Below are 13,598 nucleotides of genomic sequence, written 5' to 3'. Positions count from 1 at the left end.
AGTCGCTAGTTACAGCCGCCGGTCGTGAGCAAAAAGTCGCTAGCGGCCTTTTCAGGCAGCTTGCAACTTTGGCTTAAGACTTGCGGCTGTCCTCCATCATTTGGATGAAACGGTCGAACAAATAGCTCATTTCGCACGGGCCGGGACTTGCCTCTGGATGGCCCTGGAAGCTGAACGCGGGCTTATCGGTGCGGGAAATCCCTTGCAGGCTGCCGTCGAAAAGCGAAACATGGGTCGCACGCAGGTTCGCAGGCAACGAAGCCGGATCGACCGCAAAACCGTGGTTCTGGCTGGTGATGAAGACGCGCTGGTCGTCGAGATCCTGCACCGGATGGTTCGCGCCATGATGGCCGAACTTCATCTTGACCGTTTTCGCGCCGCTGGCCAGTGCCAGCAACTGATGGCCGAGACAGATACCGTAAGTTGGGACGCCCTTGTCGACGATCTTGCCGATCGTCTCGATGGCGTAATCGCATGGCTCCGGATCGCCCGGGCCGTTGGACAGGAACACGCCGTCCGGATTGAGCGCCAGCGCTTCTTCGGCGGTCGCTTGTGCCGGCAGCACGGTTACTTCGCAACCGCGCGCGACCAGCATGCGCAAGATGTTGCGCTTGATGCCGTAATCGAAAGCCACAACCTTGTATTTAGGTTGAGAATTGGCTTCATATCCCTTGCCGAGAGACCACTCGCCCTCGGTCCATTGATAAGGCTTGTCGGAAGACACGACCTTGGCGAGATCCATGCCAGCCAGGCCGGGGAAGCTACGCGCCATTTCCAGAGCCTTAGCTTCATCGATATCACCGGCCATGATACAGCCTGCCTGCGCACCCTTTTCTCGCAAGAGCCGCGTGAGCTTTCGGGTATCGATATCGGCGATGGCAACGATGTTGTTGCGCTGGAGATAGCTGTCCAGCGGCTCCTGGTTGCGCCAACTACTGGCCATCAACGGCAGGTCGCGAATCACGAGCCCCGCGACGTAAATCTTGCTGGACTCGACGTCCTCGGCATTGATTCCGTAATTGCCAACGTGCGGATACGTCAAGGTGACGATCTGCTTGGTATAGGATGGATCGGTGAGAATTTCCTGGTAGCCGGTCATCGAAGTGTTGAACACCACTTCGCCGACCGTCGCGCCCGTTGCCCCGATGGCAATGCCACGAAACACGGTTCCGTCTGCAAGTACGAGTATGGCAGGCGTATTTTGCGGCACGGTCTAACCCCTTGTCTTTATTGCGGTTTGTCGCTTGAGATAGCGGATATGCAAAGCGGGGCTGGCTACACACCGTCCCCGCTTCGAATTTTTAAGATTATAGCCTAAAGGCTGGCCGGCATCAATCAGCCGGGCGTCAGGAGAGACTTAATACATCCCGCATGTCGAACAATCCGGACTGCTTTCCTTCCAGGAACTTGGCGGCACGCAGCGCGCCAAGCGCAAAGGTCGCCCGGCTGGAAGCCTTGTGCGTCAGCTCTATGCGCTCACCGATGCCGGCAAACAGCACGGTATGATCGCCCACCACATCCCCGCCACGCACCGTCGCGAAACCTATTGTGGAAGGATCACGCTCGCCAGTGACGCCTTCGCGACCATATACCGCACACGAGTCAAGATCGCGACCCAGCGCAGCAGCGGCGGCCTCACCCAGCCGCAGCGCCGTTCCGGAAGGCGCATCGACCTTGTGCCGATGATGCGCCTCGATGATTTCGATATCGTAACCTTCAGCAAGCACCTTGGCGGCAGCCTGCACCAGATTGATCAGCAGGTTGACGCCCACACTCATGTTCGGCGCAAACACAATCGGGATCTCGCGGGCAGCAGCGGCAATCAGCTCTTTCTGCGCCGGACTGAAACCGGTGGTGCCGATTACCATTCCGACACCCGCCTTGCGGCACGCCTCAAGATAAGCCAGGCTGGCTTCGGGGCGGGTAAAGTCCACCAGTACATGCGCATCCTGCAACGCGGCCGCGAGATCATCGCTGACCTTGACGCCACACGCCGCGCCGAACAGTTCGCCTGCATCGCGCCCGAGCTGGGGGCTGCCTTCGCGGTCAATGGCGGCATGCAATTGAAGGTCGGCGTCGCCAAGGGTAGCTTCGAGCAAGGCATGACCCATGCGCCCGGAGCTTCCGGCAATGACAATATTCAACATCTGAAAACCCATTCTATTTAATTATCTGCACGCACCAGCACGAATCGGTGCGCATCTTCAAGCCCAGGCAGCGCGACAGAATGCCAACGGACACAAGCCGCATGCAACGATCAGAAACCGATCTTTCAGCTTCGGCTAACACGACTTGGCGCATTAGCCTGCACTGAAAAATTAAAAACCAATTTTTTCCAACATCCGCTCGAAATAGCCGGGGTCGTCCTCCGGCGGCAAGTCATCCGCCGGAATTGTCGCTTTCCTGGGCTCAACCTTGGCAGGTTCAACCTGCGCGGCCTCGGACTTGGCAGGCTGCGCCTCTACGGGTTTAGAAACCGGCTCGGACTGCTTCACAGGCTCCTGAGGCGATTGCTCGACCGCCTTTGGCTCCGCCACCGGCTGCTTGTTCTCGTCTACTGGCTGCGCCGCTTCGGGTTCAGCCGCAGGCGCGGCCTTGGCTGCCGGCTTGATCTCTTCCCGCGCGGGTTGGGGCTCAGGAGCTTTTGCCGGAGCGGGTTTGGGCTCGCTTATCCGCGCAGGCTGCGGCTCGACCTTGGCCGGAACTGCTTCTTCATCGTCTTTCCAGAACTTGAGCTTGTCGATCAAGCCCTTTTCCTTCTGTTTGGGTGCAACCGCCGGTTTTGCGCCTTCCACTCCGGCGCTTGCGGCCGCCTCACCGGTGCCCGCCGGGATCACATCCCCGCGCACACGTTTCAACTGGTCATTTTCGAAGTCGAGAATGACATGGCGCTGCTCGATGATTTTGCCGCCTTTCGCCATACGGTAGAGGTAATCCCAACGATCGGCATGAAAGCTGTCGGCAATCAGCGGAGTGCCCATGACGAAGCGCACCTGCGACTTGGTCATGCCCGGCCGCAGCTGCATCATCATCTTGGATGTCACGGCGTTGCCCTGCTGGATATCCATCTTGTAAGGCTTGATGGAAGGCAAATTCGCGGAATAGTTGGAGCAGGCGGCGCAAAAAAACGCCGCCAGAATAATTGCTTTACGCATCGTTATGACTTTGGCGGGAAATGGCGTTAATATACCACGACACAGTTTCTTGCCGACACACCATGAAAGAACCTCAAGACCTCAAGAATGCCGGCCTCAAGGCAACTCTCCCGCGACTCAAGGTATTGAGCCTGTTCGAGTCCAGCGAGCAACGCCACCTCTCGGCGGAAGACGTCTACAAGATGCTGCTTTCCAGCGGAGAAGATGTCGGCCTGGCAACGGTTTACCGCGTGCTGACCCAGTTCGAACAGGCGGGTTTGCTGATGCGCCACCATTTCGAGGGCGGCAAATCCGTATTCGAGCTCAAGCAGGATGGGCACCACGACCATATCGTCTGCCTGCAATGCGGACGCGTGGAAGAGTTTTACGACGAAGAAATCGAGAACCGCCAGAAAAAAGCTGCGACGGAGCGCGGATTCGCCATCCACGACCACTCTCTGCATATCTACGCTGATTGCACCAAGAACCCCTGCCCGCATAAGCACTGAAGTATTTCATTCGGCAAGCCGATACGCCGATCCTCATGGTTTCACGAACGAAAAGCTGGGGCGCTCTGCTGGCTTCAGCGATAGTTATATTGCTGGCGCTTCGCTACACAGCGCCCCATCTTCCCATCCCTTGGGAAACCAGCCTTATGGGAAGGCTGTCGGATGCGCGCACTGTCGGCCTCGATCGGGCAATGCTGGCAGTCACTTGGCTGGGGTCGCTTTTCGTTCTTGTCCCGGCCGCGCTTATCATCGGCATCCGGCTTGCGCGCCGCGGGCAAAAAAACCAGGCCCGCCTCCTGGCCAGCGCGCTCTTCGGCGCCGCCTTGCTGGGACGAATCGCAAAGTGGTGGATAGAGCGGCCGCGGCCTGACGTTCATACCTGGCTGAGCAGCCTTCCCGTCGATTCCTCCTACCCCAGCCTGCACACGATGCAGGCGGTAGCTTTTTTCCTGGCGCTGGCTTTGATTTTTGGCAAAAAAAGCTACTGGCCGATAGCGTTCGTCATGGCGACCGTCATCGCGATTTCGCGCCTGTATCTGCAGGTTCATTTTCCTACGGATGTTATCGCCGGAATGCTCGCGGCTGCCGTATGGACGCTGACGCTATACAAGTTGCGTGGAGCACTCTTTGAGAAATAAATTCCTTGGCACCGGCGACGGTTACCATCCGTTGCGGAAAATAAGAATTGCCTTGTCAGGCATGAAATACGCAATCCTGCTCGATTTTTCCGTCGCGTACAAAGTCGTCATTTCCGTGGCGGTGCTTGCAATCGCTTTCATCTTCCGTGCATGGGTCGACTTCCTGGTCATTTTGCTGGCGACGGGCCTGATGCTGACAGCCGAAATGCTGAACAGCGCCATTGAGGCGCTGTGCGATCTGCTCGTTAGCGGCTACAACGAAAAAATCAAGGTGATCAAGGATATCGCCGCAGCCGCGGCCGGCATCAGCATTGTCGTCTGGCTGACCGTGCTGGTCGTGGAGCTATCGGAAATTCTGCCGCTTTTGAGCTAAAACTAATTGTCGCGCCCGGACCGCCAGATCGAAAGGATCAGCCAGACCCCGAACAGCGACGCCATGAAGTAGCCGAGAAAGCCGAATGCGGGCAGTCCCAGCAGTGTCGGTCCGCCTTTGACAGTCATGACGATAGAGGAGCCGATGATCAGCGCTGCCGTCAGCAAAGCCAGCGTCAGCCGGTTGGTACTGTGATCAAGTTGATGCCCGAAGTGATCCAGACGCTTGAGGTCGAGATCGATTTTCACGCGTCCGCGTCGCGCTTCGCGCAGTAGCCGGGATATATCGCGCGGCAGGCCCGTTGCAACATCCAGCAAGTTGTTGATGTTGCGCCAGCCGCGTTTGACGAGTTGCGCAGGCAGGTAGCGGTCGACGATCACCTTTTTCACGAACGGCGTCAGATGATGGACGATCTGAAAATCCGGATCGAGCTGGCGCCCCAGCCCTTCCAATGTGATCAAGGCCTTGAACAGCATCGTCAGATCGGGCGGAACGACCAGGTGATTTTCGCGCATCACGGTGGTCAGGTCATTCAACAGCGCACCGAAGCGCACCTGCTTGAGCGGAATGCTTTCGTAATTGAAGATCAGCTCGTCGATATCGGCCGATAGCTTGTCGTCGTCGATCGGCGCATCGCCTGCCCACATAATAAGAGTATCGCGCAGTTCGTCGATATCCTTGCTGACCAAGGCCGCAAGCAGATTGGCAATCTGGTCGCGCCTATCCAGGCTGATACGCCCCACCATGCCGCAATCGATCAGCGCGATGCGGTTGTCAGGCAGGAAAAACACATTGCCAGGATGCGGATCTGCGTGAAAAAAACCGTCAATCAGCACCATCTTGAGCAGCGCATCCGCGCCGCGAGCACCCAACTTCTTGAGGTCCAACCCGGATAATCTCGCGCTGTCGAGATCGTTGCCGGGAATACCGTCGATGCGCTCCATTACCAGCAGGTCTTCGCTGGTATGTTCCCAATGCACTTTTGCAAAAACGATATGTTTATCGGCCGCAAAATTCCGGGCAAACCGATCCGTATTGCGCCCTTCTATTGCCAGGTCGAGTTCGCGGCGCAAGGATTTGGCGAATTGCGCGACGATCTTGCCAGGCTGGAAACGTCGCACCTCCGGCATCTCGGACTCCGCCAGCCGTGCCAGATGAGACAACAGGCGCAAATCCGCGTCGATGCGGTTACGCACATTGGGGCGGCGTATCTTGAGTACGACCGGCGTGCCATCTTGCAGCTTGGCCAGATGTACCTGCGCGATGGATGCACCGGCAATCGCCTCGGTCTGCAATTCCTGGAAGACCTCAAACGGCGATCGTCCGAGCGATTTTTCAAGCTGTGGCAGCAGTACGTCGAATGGCTCGGGCGGCACGCTATCCTGCAGCTTGGCGAATTCGGCAATCCAGTGCGGCGGAAAAATATCGGGCCGGGTTGCCAGCACCTGCCCGAGCTTCACGAAAGTCGGCCCAAGTTCCTCGATAGCCAGCCGCACGCGCACCGCCGGATCGAGATGCTTGATCTCCTCGGATTGCTGCCGATGCAGCATTGTGCCCGCACGCTCGGCTAGATTGCCCAGCCCGAGGCGTTTGACGATATCGCCCCAGCCGTAATAAATAAGAATACGGGCGATGTCGCGCATACGCCCAAAGTCACGCATTACGGAAAGGGTCTCGCGGATCATTTATCCTTCAGTGCCTGTGCTTTTTGTTCGATTTTTTCTGCAGCCTCTGCCAGCTTACGGCTGGCAAGCAGCGCGACACGCGAACCGATTTCGCGCGCGGCGTGCAATCCGGCATCGCTGGCTTGTTGCGCCGTGGCGCGCAAGCGGCTGCCAAATTCCTCGGCAACTTCTCGCACACGTTCGCCGGTACCGGTGCCGGTACGGCGCGCATGCTCGGCCAAGGCGGTCATTTCCTGCCGAACCAGCCCTGTCGCTTCTTGCGCGACGTGACTGACCGTTTCCAGGAACATGTCTTCCAGTTTTTTCAGATCGCCCAGGCTTTGCCGCAGATCCTGCTCCGCAAATTCCTGAGCGTGAGACGAGACCTCGCCCAGCGCCAGCCGCATCGCCTCGGCGGCATGCTCCAGCGCCTCGTCCATACCGCCCAGGGCGTTGCCGAGTGCCGCCCGGACTTCTTCCGCGCGCTCCGTGGCGCCCAGGCTGATCCCTTCGGTAATGGCGCCCAGCACTTCGCGGATTTCCTGCTCCGCAAGCTGGCGTTGCGTCAGCGCTTCAACCGTCAAGTCGTGCAGCTTTTCGCGGACATTCTCGCCGCTGCGCAGCAAGTCGCGTGCCTTTTCCTTGATTTCATCGAGTGAGAAACGTTGTTCGTCGTTCATGGCTAATCTCCCGCTGTGGTTGGTTGATAGAGCCCGGAGCGGCGACGTTTGTTCCGCCCCGCTTCTGTTCCAATTGTAATATGAAAGCCATTAGTCCGAATGGCTCAAACCGTTTTTGTAAAATCGCCTCAAAGGTTTACAAAAGCTTAGCGTTTCTTTTAGAATCCGGCGCTATGTCTTGCAAACAATACATAGCGGCCATCTGGCTGGCGGGTTTGTGCATGTTCTCCCACGCAGATGAAGCCATGCAGGAACCGGAAAAGTCCGAAGCCGGATGGGCGGATGCCGCGCAAGAAATTCTGATCAACGCCCTCAGTCTGACCGGTGTCAGATACAAATACGGTGGCAAATCCCCGGAAACAGGTTTCGATTGCAGCGGCTTCGTGCGCTATGTATTCCAGCAAGCGGCCAACCTGACACTGCCGCATGGCGCGCGTGCCATCAGCCAGCTCGGGCAATCCATTCCGGTCGAACAGTTGCAGCCGGGCGACCTCGTATTCTTCAATACGCTGAAAAGTGCTTTCTCGCACGTCGGCATCTACGTTGGCGACGGGCGTTTCATTCATGCACCCTCCAGTGGCGGCGGCATTCATGTCGTCAACATGAACGACAGCTACTGGGCAAAACGCTTCAATGGCGCGCGGCGCTTGCCGCCGACCGAGCAGCAGCCTGCTGAATCTTCTGCCGAATAAACGGCACCACGGCCTGCGCGGCCTTTTCACCTTCCAGTATTGCCTCGTGCTTGCGGGCAAAATCCGCTGATCCATAGCCTATCGTATTGGGGCGTATCACCACGTCCGCGCCAGCCAGCTCGGTCTTGCTGATTGCCTGCCCCATGATGCCGAAAGTTTGCAGCAGAATATCCGTCAGGCCTTCCACGCGCGCATAACGCGGTTTGGCTGAAATATCCACCGCGATAATCACGTCGGCACCCAGCATGCGCGCCACATTCACCGGCACCGGACTCACCAGGCCGCCATCCACATAATCGTGGCCGTTGATCGCCACCGGCTGGAACACGCCGGGGACACTGCTAGACGCGCGCACCGCCATGCCTGCATTGCCGCGTTGGAATACCATCATTTCCCCGCTTTGCAGATCGGTGGCAACCGCCGCGAACGGCCTTTTCAATTTCTCGATGGGCTGCTTGTTGACGGCCTGGTTGATGTATTTCTGCAGGGCCTCGCCCTTGATGAAGCCACGATCCGGCAGCATCCAGTCGCCCACGCTCTCCTCTTCGAGCCTGAAGGCAATCTTCTGCAATTCGAACCCACTGTATCCCGCGGCATAAAGCACGCCGACCACGCTACCCGCACTGGTACCGACCACCAAATCCGGCTGTATACCTTGCGCCTCCAGTACCTTGATGACGCCCACATGCGCGAAACCGCGCACCGCGCCCCCGCCCAGCACCAGGGCGACCTTGGGCGGCCCGGTTTTGATTATCGCGTCTGCCGGAGGCCTGGCTTCCACCGGCTGCGTATCGTGCATTGGCGGATGGCCGGCGCAGCCTGCGAGCACAAGGGCCAGCAGCCCAAGGAGAAATTCTGTCTTTACGTGGCTGATATTCATAAGGGCGTGAGCATAAATCGTGCGGCAGGAAAGTTCCAGCATGAAAAAACATGGTCGCCGCTGGTATTGATAAAAAAGCGGCACTTCCATAGTCAGGTTCACCATGGTCCGTGGCGGCCAAGCAAACGCTGGCTAAGTGGCTGGCGCCCGCAATGGTGCTTGGCACCCGATGCGCCCTGATGGCTACTGACTTACTATCTCAGGCTTCCGACGTGTTCACCTGGCTGGATGTTCACCCCTCGCACAATTATCCCTTGAAGACTTCCACATCGCCGGGTTTGCGCAGCATTTTATTGACCTCGCCCTGGTGCAATTCTTCGGCATAGATCATTTCGCGTGCGTATTCTTCCAGCATCACGGACTTGTCTTCGACCTCGGCCAGCAGGTCGCGGTACGCCTGCAGCGCAATGCTCTCATGCTCCAGCGACTCACGCAGGATATCGCCGATGTCGTGGTTGTGCGTTTCCAGCAGCGGCCCGATGGAAAGCGATGGATGTCCGCCCAGATGGGTAATCAGTTCGCCCGCCTTGCCGGCGTGCAGCAGCGACTCGTTCGCCTGCTCACGCAGCCAGCCGATAATGGGAATGCGGTTGTAGCCGAACACCATCAACGAATAGTGCGTATAGCGCACCACACCAGCCAGTTCGAGCTCAAGAATGCGGTTCAGCAGCTTGAGGACTTTAGGATTTGAATCCGATCCTTTGTTTTTAGCCATGACAGGCTCCTAACGTTGTTGAACATGAATATAGTCTATGCGGATTCTTTATTTCATCAAGTGTAGATGCGTGCGGCACATCGAATGGGCTGGGCTGCCGACCTGTAATTCCATACACCCGCTCCGCCGATCGAAAAAACAAAAAGGGCTGACAATGTCAGCCCTTTTTATTTAGACGCGCTAACTACAATCAGAAGTTATAGATCAACGTTGCGCGGCCGGTGAAAGGAGATCCCGGCGTGATGTTGTTATTGTTATGCGCGTCCAGCACATATTCCTTGTTGGTCAGATTCTCCAGATTGACCTGCAGGCGCAGCTTCTCGCTGAATTTGGCAAAAATAGCGGCGTCGTAGCGGGTATAGCCGGGAAGAACAGTACTTTGGGTCGCCGTCGGTACAGCCGCATACATTTCGGAACGGCTGATCACGCCCAATGCGACGCCCCACATTTCATTGATGTCGTAGCGATTCCATAGTGAGAATGTATGCTCAGGCGTTTGAGCAAGCTCGCTTCCCTTGTGGATATCATTGCTGGCATTACGCGTTCCATTGCTATTGAAAGCGAGGATATCCTCGGTGATTTCTCCATCCTGATAGGTATAGCCCCCAAACATGCTCCATTTACTGGTGATCTTGCCAGAAACTCCGAGTTCGAAACCTTTGGTTTCCTGATTGTCTGCAAGTGTTGATTCAGTCGCCGAAAGCACTACCTCTGCTTTTTCGCGCTTCAACTTATAAATTGCAGCCGTTACCGACAACTCAGGACTTACGTCCCACTTTGCGCCGAGCTCATGATTAATAAACTTTTCCGGATCAAGCGAGCTTTTCACAAAATTTAACGAATCAAGCTGATCACCGGCTCTTGGCACATATGTTTGGCTGTAACTACCGTAAAAAGATAGGTTGTTTATTGGCTTAAAAATCAGGCCTGCTCTTGGGGAAAGCATGTTGTCCGTGGCATCAAGCTTTGTTGTTGTATTGGAGCCTGTCACCGGCAAGCTTGTATGTTCAACCTCAAACTTGTCGTGGCGCACCCCGATGATTGCCTGCCACTTCGGAGAAAACACGATCTGATCCTGCGCATAGAACGCCGTAATATCCGCTTCGCTCTTTCGATTGCGGTTGATATTGGTAAAAGCGATCGAGCCTGTGAAAGTCGGGTCAGCTGCATTAACGAAGCCAACCGACTCCCCGCCGCCCGCCTTCAGGAAACGCATGTTATCAGTATCCTGCTTGCCCAACTCCATACCCAGCAACAGCTTGTGTTCGACCGAGCCGGTTTTGAGGTTGTAGATCAGGTCCGTCTGGTTGATCAGGTTTTCGCGGTCGGTTTCATCGCGATAGGCCCCAAGATCGACCGTTCCATTATTGAGTACCGGACCTCTTGCGAATACATTCTGATAGAACTTATCGTAATCGGCATAACGGGTACGGTTGCGAATGGTCAGTCCATTCTCGAATGCATGTTCGATCATTGCATTGAATGCGACGGTTTCCGTTTCGTTCGGACTCAGCCTTGCATTGCCGAAGAACGTTTCATGGTCGCCAATATCGTAAGCGCGGGTCTTCAATCTTGAGTTGCCCGGGCCATTTACGGAAGGCATGCCGCGGTCGCCGATATGCTCATCCTTGAAGTATTCGGCGCCCAGTACGATCTTCGTGCGATCAGTCGGACGAATCGTGAATGTCGGGTTGATGCCATGACGTTTGACCTCGACGCCGTCGCGATAGCTTTCGGAGTCTTCGACGACAGCGTTCAGGCGGAAGGCTGCCACGTCGTTGATGGAGTCTCCGATATCAATTGCCGCACGTTTGTGATCATATGCGCCGGAGCTGAGCGTCAGCTCGCGCACCGGATCCCAGCCCGCTTCCTTGCTGACGCGGTTGATCGCGCCGCCGGCTGCGCCGCGTCCAAAAATCATGCCGTTCGGGCCTTTCAGAACTTCGATGCGGTCGACATTGTAGAAATCGCGGTAGGTTTGCACGTCATCGCGGATGCCATCCAGATAAAAGTCGCCTGTTGTCACACCGCTGCCACGAAAATTCAGCGCATCGCGATTGCCCTCGCCTTGCGAAGAAGTGACGCCCGGCACGTAGCGAACGGCATCGCGCATGCTCTGAACCGATTGGTCTTCAAGCAGTTCTTGCGTGACAACGGATATGGATTGGGGAACATCGATCAACTCCGTCTCCGTCTTGGTCGCCGTCGTACTCTTCTTTGCGTTATAACCCTTGACTGGCTGAGTATCACTGATCGCCGGGGCTATGACCTCAACCTCGTCCAGCGTCACATGTTCTTTCCTGGTGTCAGCCGTCTCTGCAACGGCCATACCATTTATCCCAAATACCGCGCTTAATGCAGTCGCCAACATGCGCTTTTTCATGATCACCCCTTTAATTAATAACCATTATCATTTAACAGGAGGAATGATAATGGTTCCCATTACCGGAATCAACGCAATTGTAAAGAAATGTTAGTTTTTCATGACATATTAGCGATCGCTATGACCCAAAGATTTTTCCGGTGCAATCCGGTCGCGTATCAGTTGCTTTAATTCCTTGGCCTCGGGGAACCGTCCGGCAGCCTTGCGCGAAAAGAGGATTTCACCGCCCAGCCTGACTTCAAAAATACCGCCCGAACCCGGCTTGAGGCAAACTCCACCTATCTCGCTTTCAAAAGTTGTCAGGAGTTCCTGCGCCATCCAGGCCGCACGCAACAACCAGCGACACTGCGTGCAATACTCAATTTCAACGATGCTCTCATTCATCCGAAAGACCTCTTGATTGGCAAGAAAAACATCATAATCTTTCGCTTGGCATGCCTGCCACAAATAGCGGAAAATGAACCCCGCAAAAAAATGCTGTCTTAAGAGTCATCCTCAATCAAGGAATTCTCATCACAATGCGCGCTAAATTACAAAAACTCAGCCTGATCAGCTTCGGTACCGTTCTGGGCGCCATGTTGTTCCTCAGCTACTCGGCCATTGCGGACAAGGAAACGAAACCGCAACTTCCGCTGGAAGACCTGCGTGCATTCGCAGAAGTGTTCGGCAAGATCAAGAGCGATTACGTCGAGCCGGTGGAAGACAAGAAGCTGATTTCCGAGGCGATCAACGGCATGTTGTCCGGCCTCGATCCGCACTCGGCCTATCTTGATGTGGATGCATTCAAGGATCTGCAGGCCGGAACTCAGGGTGAGTTCGGCGGATTGGGTATCGAAGTGGGCATGGAAGACGGCTTCGTCAAGGTCGTTTCCCCGATTGAAGATACGCCCGCCTATAAGGCCGGCCTGAAATCCGGTGACCTGATCATCAAACTCGACGAAACGCCGGTCAAGGGCATGACGCTGAATGACGCGGTGAAGCGCATGCGCGGCAAGCCCGATACGCAAATCACATTGACGGTGCTGCGCAAGACGGAAACCAAGCCGCTGATCATCACGCTGACCCGCGCCGTGATCAAGGTGCAGAGCGTCAAGTACAAGCTGGCCGAGCCCGGCTATGCCTATGCGCGCATCACGCAATTCCAGGAGCACACCGGCTCCGATCTCGCCAAGGCACTGAAGGCGATGCACACCGAAAACAAGGGCGACCTCAAAGGCCTGATCCTCGACCTGCGCAATAATCCAGGCGGCCTGCTGAATGCCGCAGTCGGTGTTTCCGCAGCCTTTTTGCCGCAGAACGAGCTTGTGGTTTATACCGAAGGCCGCATCGATGACGCCAAGATGCGCCTGACCGCGAACCCTGAAAACTACGTGCGCGGCGGTCCCAAGGATGATTACAACCATGACCTGCCGGCGGAAATGCGCTCCGTTCCCATGGTAGTGCTAATCAATGGCGGCTCGGCTTCGGCTTCCGAAATCGTCGCCGGCGCCCTGCAGGATCACAAGCGGGCCATCGTGCTGGGCACGCAAAGCTTCGGCAAGGGCTCGGTGCAAACCATCCTGCCGATGAACAACGGCACTGCGATCAAGCTGACTACAGCGCGTTACTTCACGCCCAAGGGCCGCTCGATCCAGGCAACCGGCATCGTTCCCGACATCCAGGTAGAAGAAGCAACGCTGAATCTGGCTGAACAGGGACTCAGCATCCGCGAGTCCGACCTCAGCCGTCACCTGCTGAACCCGAAGGATAACGGCACACCCTTAACGCCGGAGAAGCCGAGCAAGATCATCACGCCGGAGCCGGCTGTACCTGGAACCGAAAAGACCGACGACAAGGTTGCGCCTATGGAGCCCGGTTCCAAGAACGACTTCCAGTTTACACAGGCGGTCAATCTGTTGAAGGGTCTGCAAATCCTGCAGAAGAAGTAAGC

General features: G+C 56.3%; 14 protein-coding genes. 5 read left to right on the top strand and 9 right to left on the bottom strand.

The genetic code is table 11. The features are described 5' to 3' along the window. Nucleotides 1–73 precede the first annotated feature (73 nt). From carA to bamE, 3 genes are all read right to left on the bottom strand, one after another. Nucleotides 74–1,210 carry a glutamine-hydrolyzing carbamoyl-phosphate synthase small subunit gene (gene carA, locus A7976_RS13555; RefSeq protein WP_067113029.1) on the bottom strand — a complete coding sequence of 379 codons (1,137 nt, stop codon included), beginning with the start codon at nucleotides 1,208–1,210 and terminating at the stop codon, nucleotides 74–76. A 136-nt stretch (nucleotides 1,211–1,346) separates the two neighbouring features. Further along, complete coding sequence (dapB, locus tag A7976_RS13550; RefSeq protein WP_067113027.1) at nucleotides 1,347–2,147, bottom strand: 4-hydroxy-tetrahydrodipicolinate reductase; 801 nt, start codon at nucleotides 2,145–2,147, stop codon at nucleotides 1,347–1,349. Between the two features lie 171 nt (nucleotides 2,148–2,318). Next, complete coding sequence (gene bamE / locus A7976_RS13545; protein ID WP_240483892.1) at nucleotides 2,319–3,155, bottom strand: outer membrane protein assembly factor BamE; 837 nt, start codon at nucleotides 3,153–3,155, stop codon at nucleotides 2,319–2,321. Between the two features lie 62 nt (nucleotides 3,156–3,217). On the opposite strand from bamE, the gene fur reads away from it, so the two are divergent. The 3 genes from fur to A7976_RS13530 are packed head-to-tail and all read left to right on the top strand — an operon-like array spanning nucleotide 3,218 to nucleotide 4,654. Then, nucleotides 3,218–3,643: a ferric iron uptake transcriptional regulator gene (fur, locus tag A7976_RS13540; protein ID WP_067113023.1), complete on the top strand. Its 426-nt coding sequence runs from the start codon at nucleotides 3,218–3,220 to the stop codon at nucleotides 3,641–3,643. A gap of 35 nt (nucleotides 3,644–3,678) precedes the next feature. After that, the gene (locus A7976_RS13535) at nucleotides 3,679–4,281 is read left to right on the top strand and encodes a phosphatase PAP2 family protein (RefSeq protein WP_082878159.1); all 603 of its coding nucleotides are present in this window, start codon (nucleotides 3,679–3,681) and stop codon (nucleotides 4,279–4,281) included. Then, nucleotides 4,259–4,654 (top strand): diacylglycerol kinase, encoded by a 396-nt coding sequence (locus A7976_RS13530; RefSeq protein ID WP_256365519.1) that lies wholly within the window; start codon nucleotides 4,259–4,261, stop codon nucleotides 4,652–4,654. Before A7976_RS13535 ends, A7976_RS13530 begins: the two co-directional genes overlap by 23 nt. Before the next feature lie 2 nt (nucleotides 4,655–4,656). Here the strand turns inward: A7976_RS13530 and A7976_RS13525 are convergent, their stop codons facing one another. Continuing rightward, nucleotides 4,657–6,339: an AarF/ABC1/UbiB kinase family protein gene (locus tag A7976_RS13525; RefSeq protein ID WP_067113014.1), complete on the bottom strand. Its 1,683-nt coding sequence runs from the start codon at nucleotides 6,337–6,339 to the stop codon at nucleotides 4,657–4,659. Then, nucleotides 6,336–6,998 carry a DUF6781 family protein gene (locus tag A7976_RS13520; protein ID WP_067113006.1) on the bottom strand — a complete coding sequence of 221 codons (663 nt, stop codon included), beginning with the start codon at nucleotides 6,996–6,998 and terminating at the stop codon, nucleotides 6,336–6,338. The genes A7976_RS13525 and A7976_RS13520 overlap by 4 nt, the downstream gene beginning before the upstream one ends. A gap of 221 nt (nucleotides 6,999–7,219) precedes the next feature. On the opposite strand from A7976_RS13520, the gene A7976_RS13515 reads away from it, so the two are divergent. Further along, entirely contained in the window at nucleotides 7,220–7,690 is a 471-nt protein-coding gene (locus A7976_RS13515; RefSeq protein ID WP_371440625.1) for a C40 family peptidase, read from the top strand. On the opposite strand, the gene A7976_RS13510 is transcribed toward A7976_RS13515, so the two are convergent. The 4 genes from A7976_RS13510 to A7976_RS13495 all read right to left on the bottom strand — a co-directional run bounded on the left by A7976_RS13510 (nucleotide 7,629) and on the right by A7976_RS13495 (nucleotide 12,052). Continuing rightward, nucleotides 7,629–8,675, bottom strand: a complete 1,047-nt coding sequence (locus A7976_RS13510; protein ID WP_240483891.1) for a patatin-like phospholipase family protein — start codon at nucleotides 8,673–8,675, stop codon at nucleotides 7,629–7,631. The two genes, A7976_RS13515 and A7976_RS13510, sit on opposite strands and share 62 nt — an antisense overlap. Before the next feature lie 142 nt (nucleotides 8,676–8,817). Then, nucleotides 8,818–9,285 carry a bacterioferritin gene (locus tag A7976_RS13505; protein ID WP_067113004.1) on the bottom strand — a complete coding sequence of 156 codons (468 nt, stop codon included), beginning with the start codon at nucleotides 9,283–9,285 and terminating at the stop codon, nucleotides 8,818–8,820. 190 nt (nucleotides 9,286–9,475) lie between these two features. Then, nucleotides 9,476–11,668, bottom strand: coding sequence for a TonB-dependent siderophore receptor (locus tag A7976_RS13500; RefSeq protein WP_067113002.1), 2,193 nt, complete (start codon nucleotides 11,666–11,668; stop codon nucleotides 9,476–9,478). 108 nt (nucleotides 11,669–11,776) lie between these two features. Continuing rightward, nucleotides 11,777–12,052 (bottom strand): SelT/SelW/SelH family protein, encoded by a 276-nt coding sequence (locus tag A7976_RS13495; protein ID WP_067113000.1) that lies wholly within the window; start codon nucleotides 12,050–12,052, stop codon nucleotides 11,777–11,779. A gap of 134 nt (nucleotides 12,053–12,186) precedes the next feature. Between A7976_RS13495 and A7976_RS13490 the strand changes: the two genes are divergently transcribed. Further along, nucleotides 12,187–13,596, top strand: a complete 1,410-nt coding sequence (locus tag A7976_RS13490) for a S41 family peptidase (protein ID WP_067112998.1) — start codon at nucleotides 12,187–12,189, stop codon at nucleotides 13,594–13,596. Nucleotides 13,597–13,598 lie beyond the last annotated feature (2 nt).

This window comes from Methylobacillus sp. MM3 (assembly GCF_001645185.1).
Taxonomy (GTDB): Bacteria; Pseudomonadota; Gammaproteobacteria; order Burkholderiales; family Methylophilaceae; genus MM2.
The sequence above is the reverse complement of the archived record's forward strand: the minus strand, read 5'-3'. Positions and strand labels throughout refer to the sequence as shown.

Bases quoted from the DNA above. Each gene is read 5' to 3' on its own strand.
- dapB (WP_067113027.1), bottom strand. From the start codon at position 2,147: ATGTTGAATATTGTCATTGCCGGAAGCTCCGGGCGCATGGGTCATGCC.
- bamE (WP_240483892.1), bottom strand. From the start codon at position 3,155: ATGCGTAAAGCAATTATTCTGGCGGCGTTTTTTTGCGCCGCCTGCTCC.
- fur (WP_067113023.1), top strand. From the start codon at position 3,218: ATGAAAGAACCTCAAGACCTCAAGAATGCCGGCCTCAAGGCAACTCTC.
- A7976_RS13535 (WP_082878159.1), top strand. From the start codon at position 3,679: ATGGTTTCACGAACGAAAAGCTGGGGCGCTCTGCTGGCTTCAGCGATA.
- A7976_RS13525 (WP_067113014.1), bottom strand. From the start codon at position 6,339: ATGATCCGCGAGACCCTTTCCGTAATGCGTGACTTTGGGCGTATGCGC.
- A7976_RS13520 (WP_067113006.1), bottom strand. From the start codon at position 6,998: ATGAACGACGAACAACGTTTCTCACTCGATGAAATCAAGGAAAAGGCA.
- A7976_RS13515 (WP_371440625.1), top strand. From the start codon at position 7,220: ATGTTCTCCCACGCAGATGAAGCCATGCAGGAACCGGAAAAGTCCGAA.
- A7976_RS13510 (WP_240483891.1), bottom strand. From the start codon at position 8,675: ATGGTGAACCTGACTATGGAAGTGCCGCTTTTTTATCAATACCAGCGG.
- A7976_RS13505 (WP_067113004.1), bottom strand. From the start codon at position 9,285: ATGGCTAAAAACAAAGGATCGGATTCAAATCCTAAAGTCCTCAAGCTG.
- A7976_RS13500 (WP_067113002.1), bottom strand. From the start codon at position 11,668: ATGAAAAAGCGCATGTTGGCGACTGCATTAAGCGCGGTATTTGGGATA.
- A7976_RS13495 (WP_067113000.1), bottom strand. From the start codon at position 12,052: ATGAATGAGAGCATCGTTGAAATTGAGTATTGCACGCAGTGTCGCTGG.
- A7976_RS13490 (WP_067112998.1), top strand. From the start codon at position 12,187: ATGCGCGCTAAATTACAAAAACTCAGCCTGATCAGCTTCGGTACCGTT.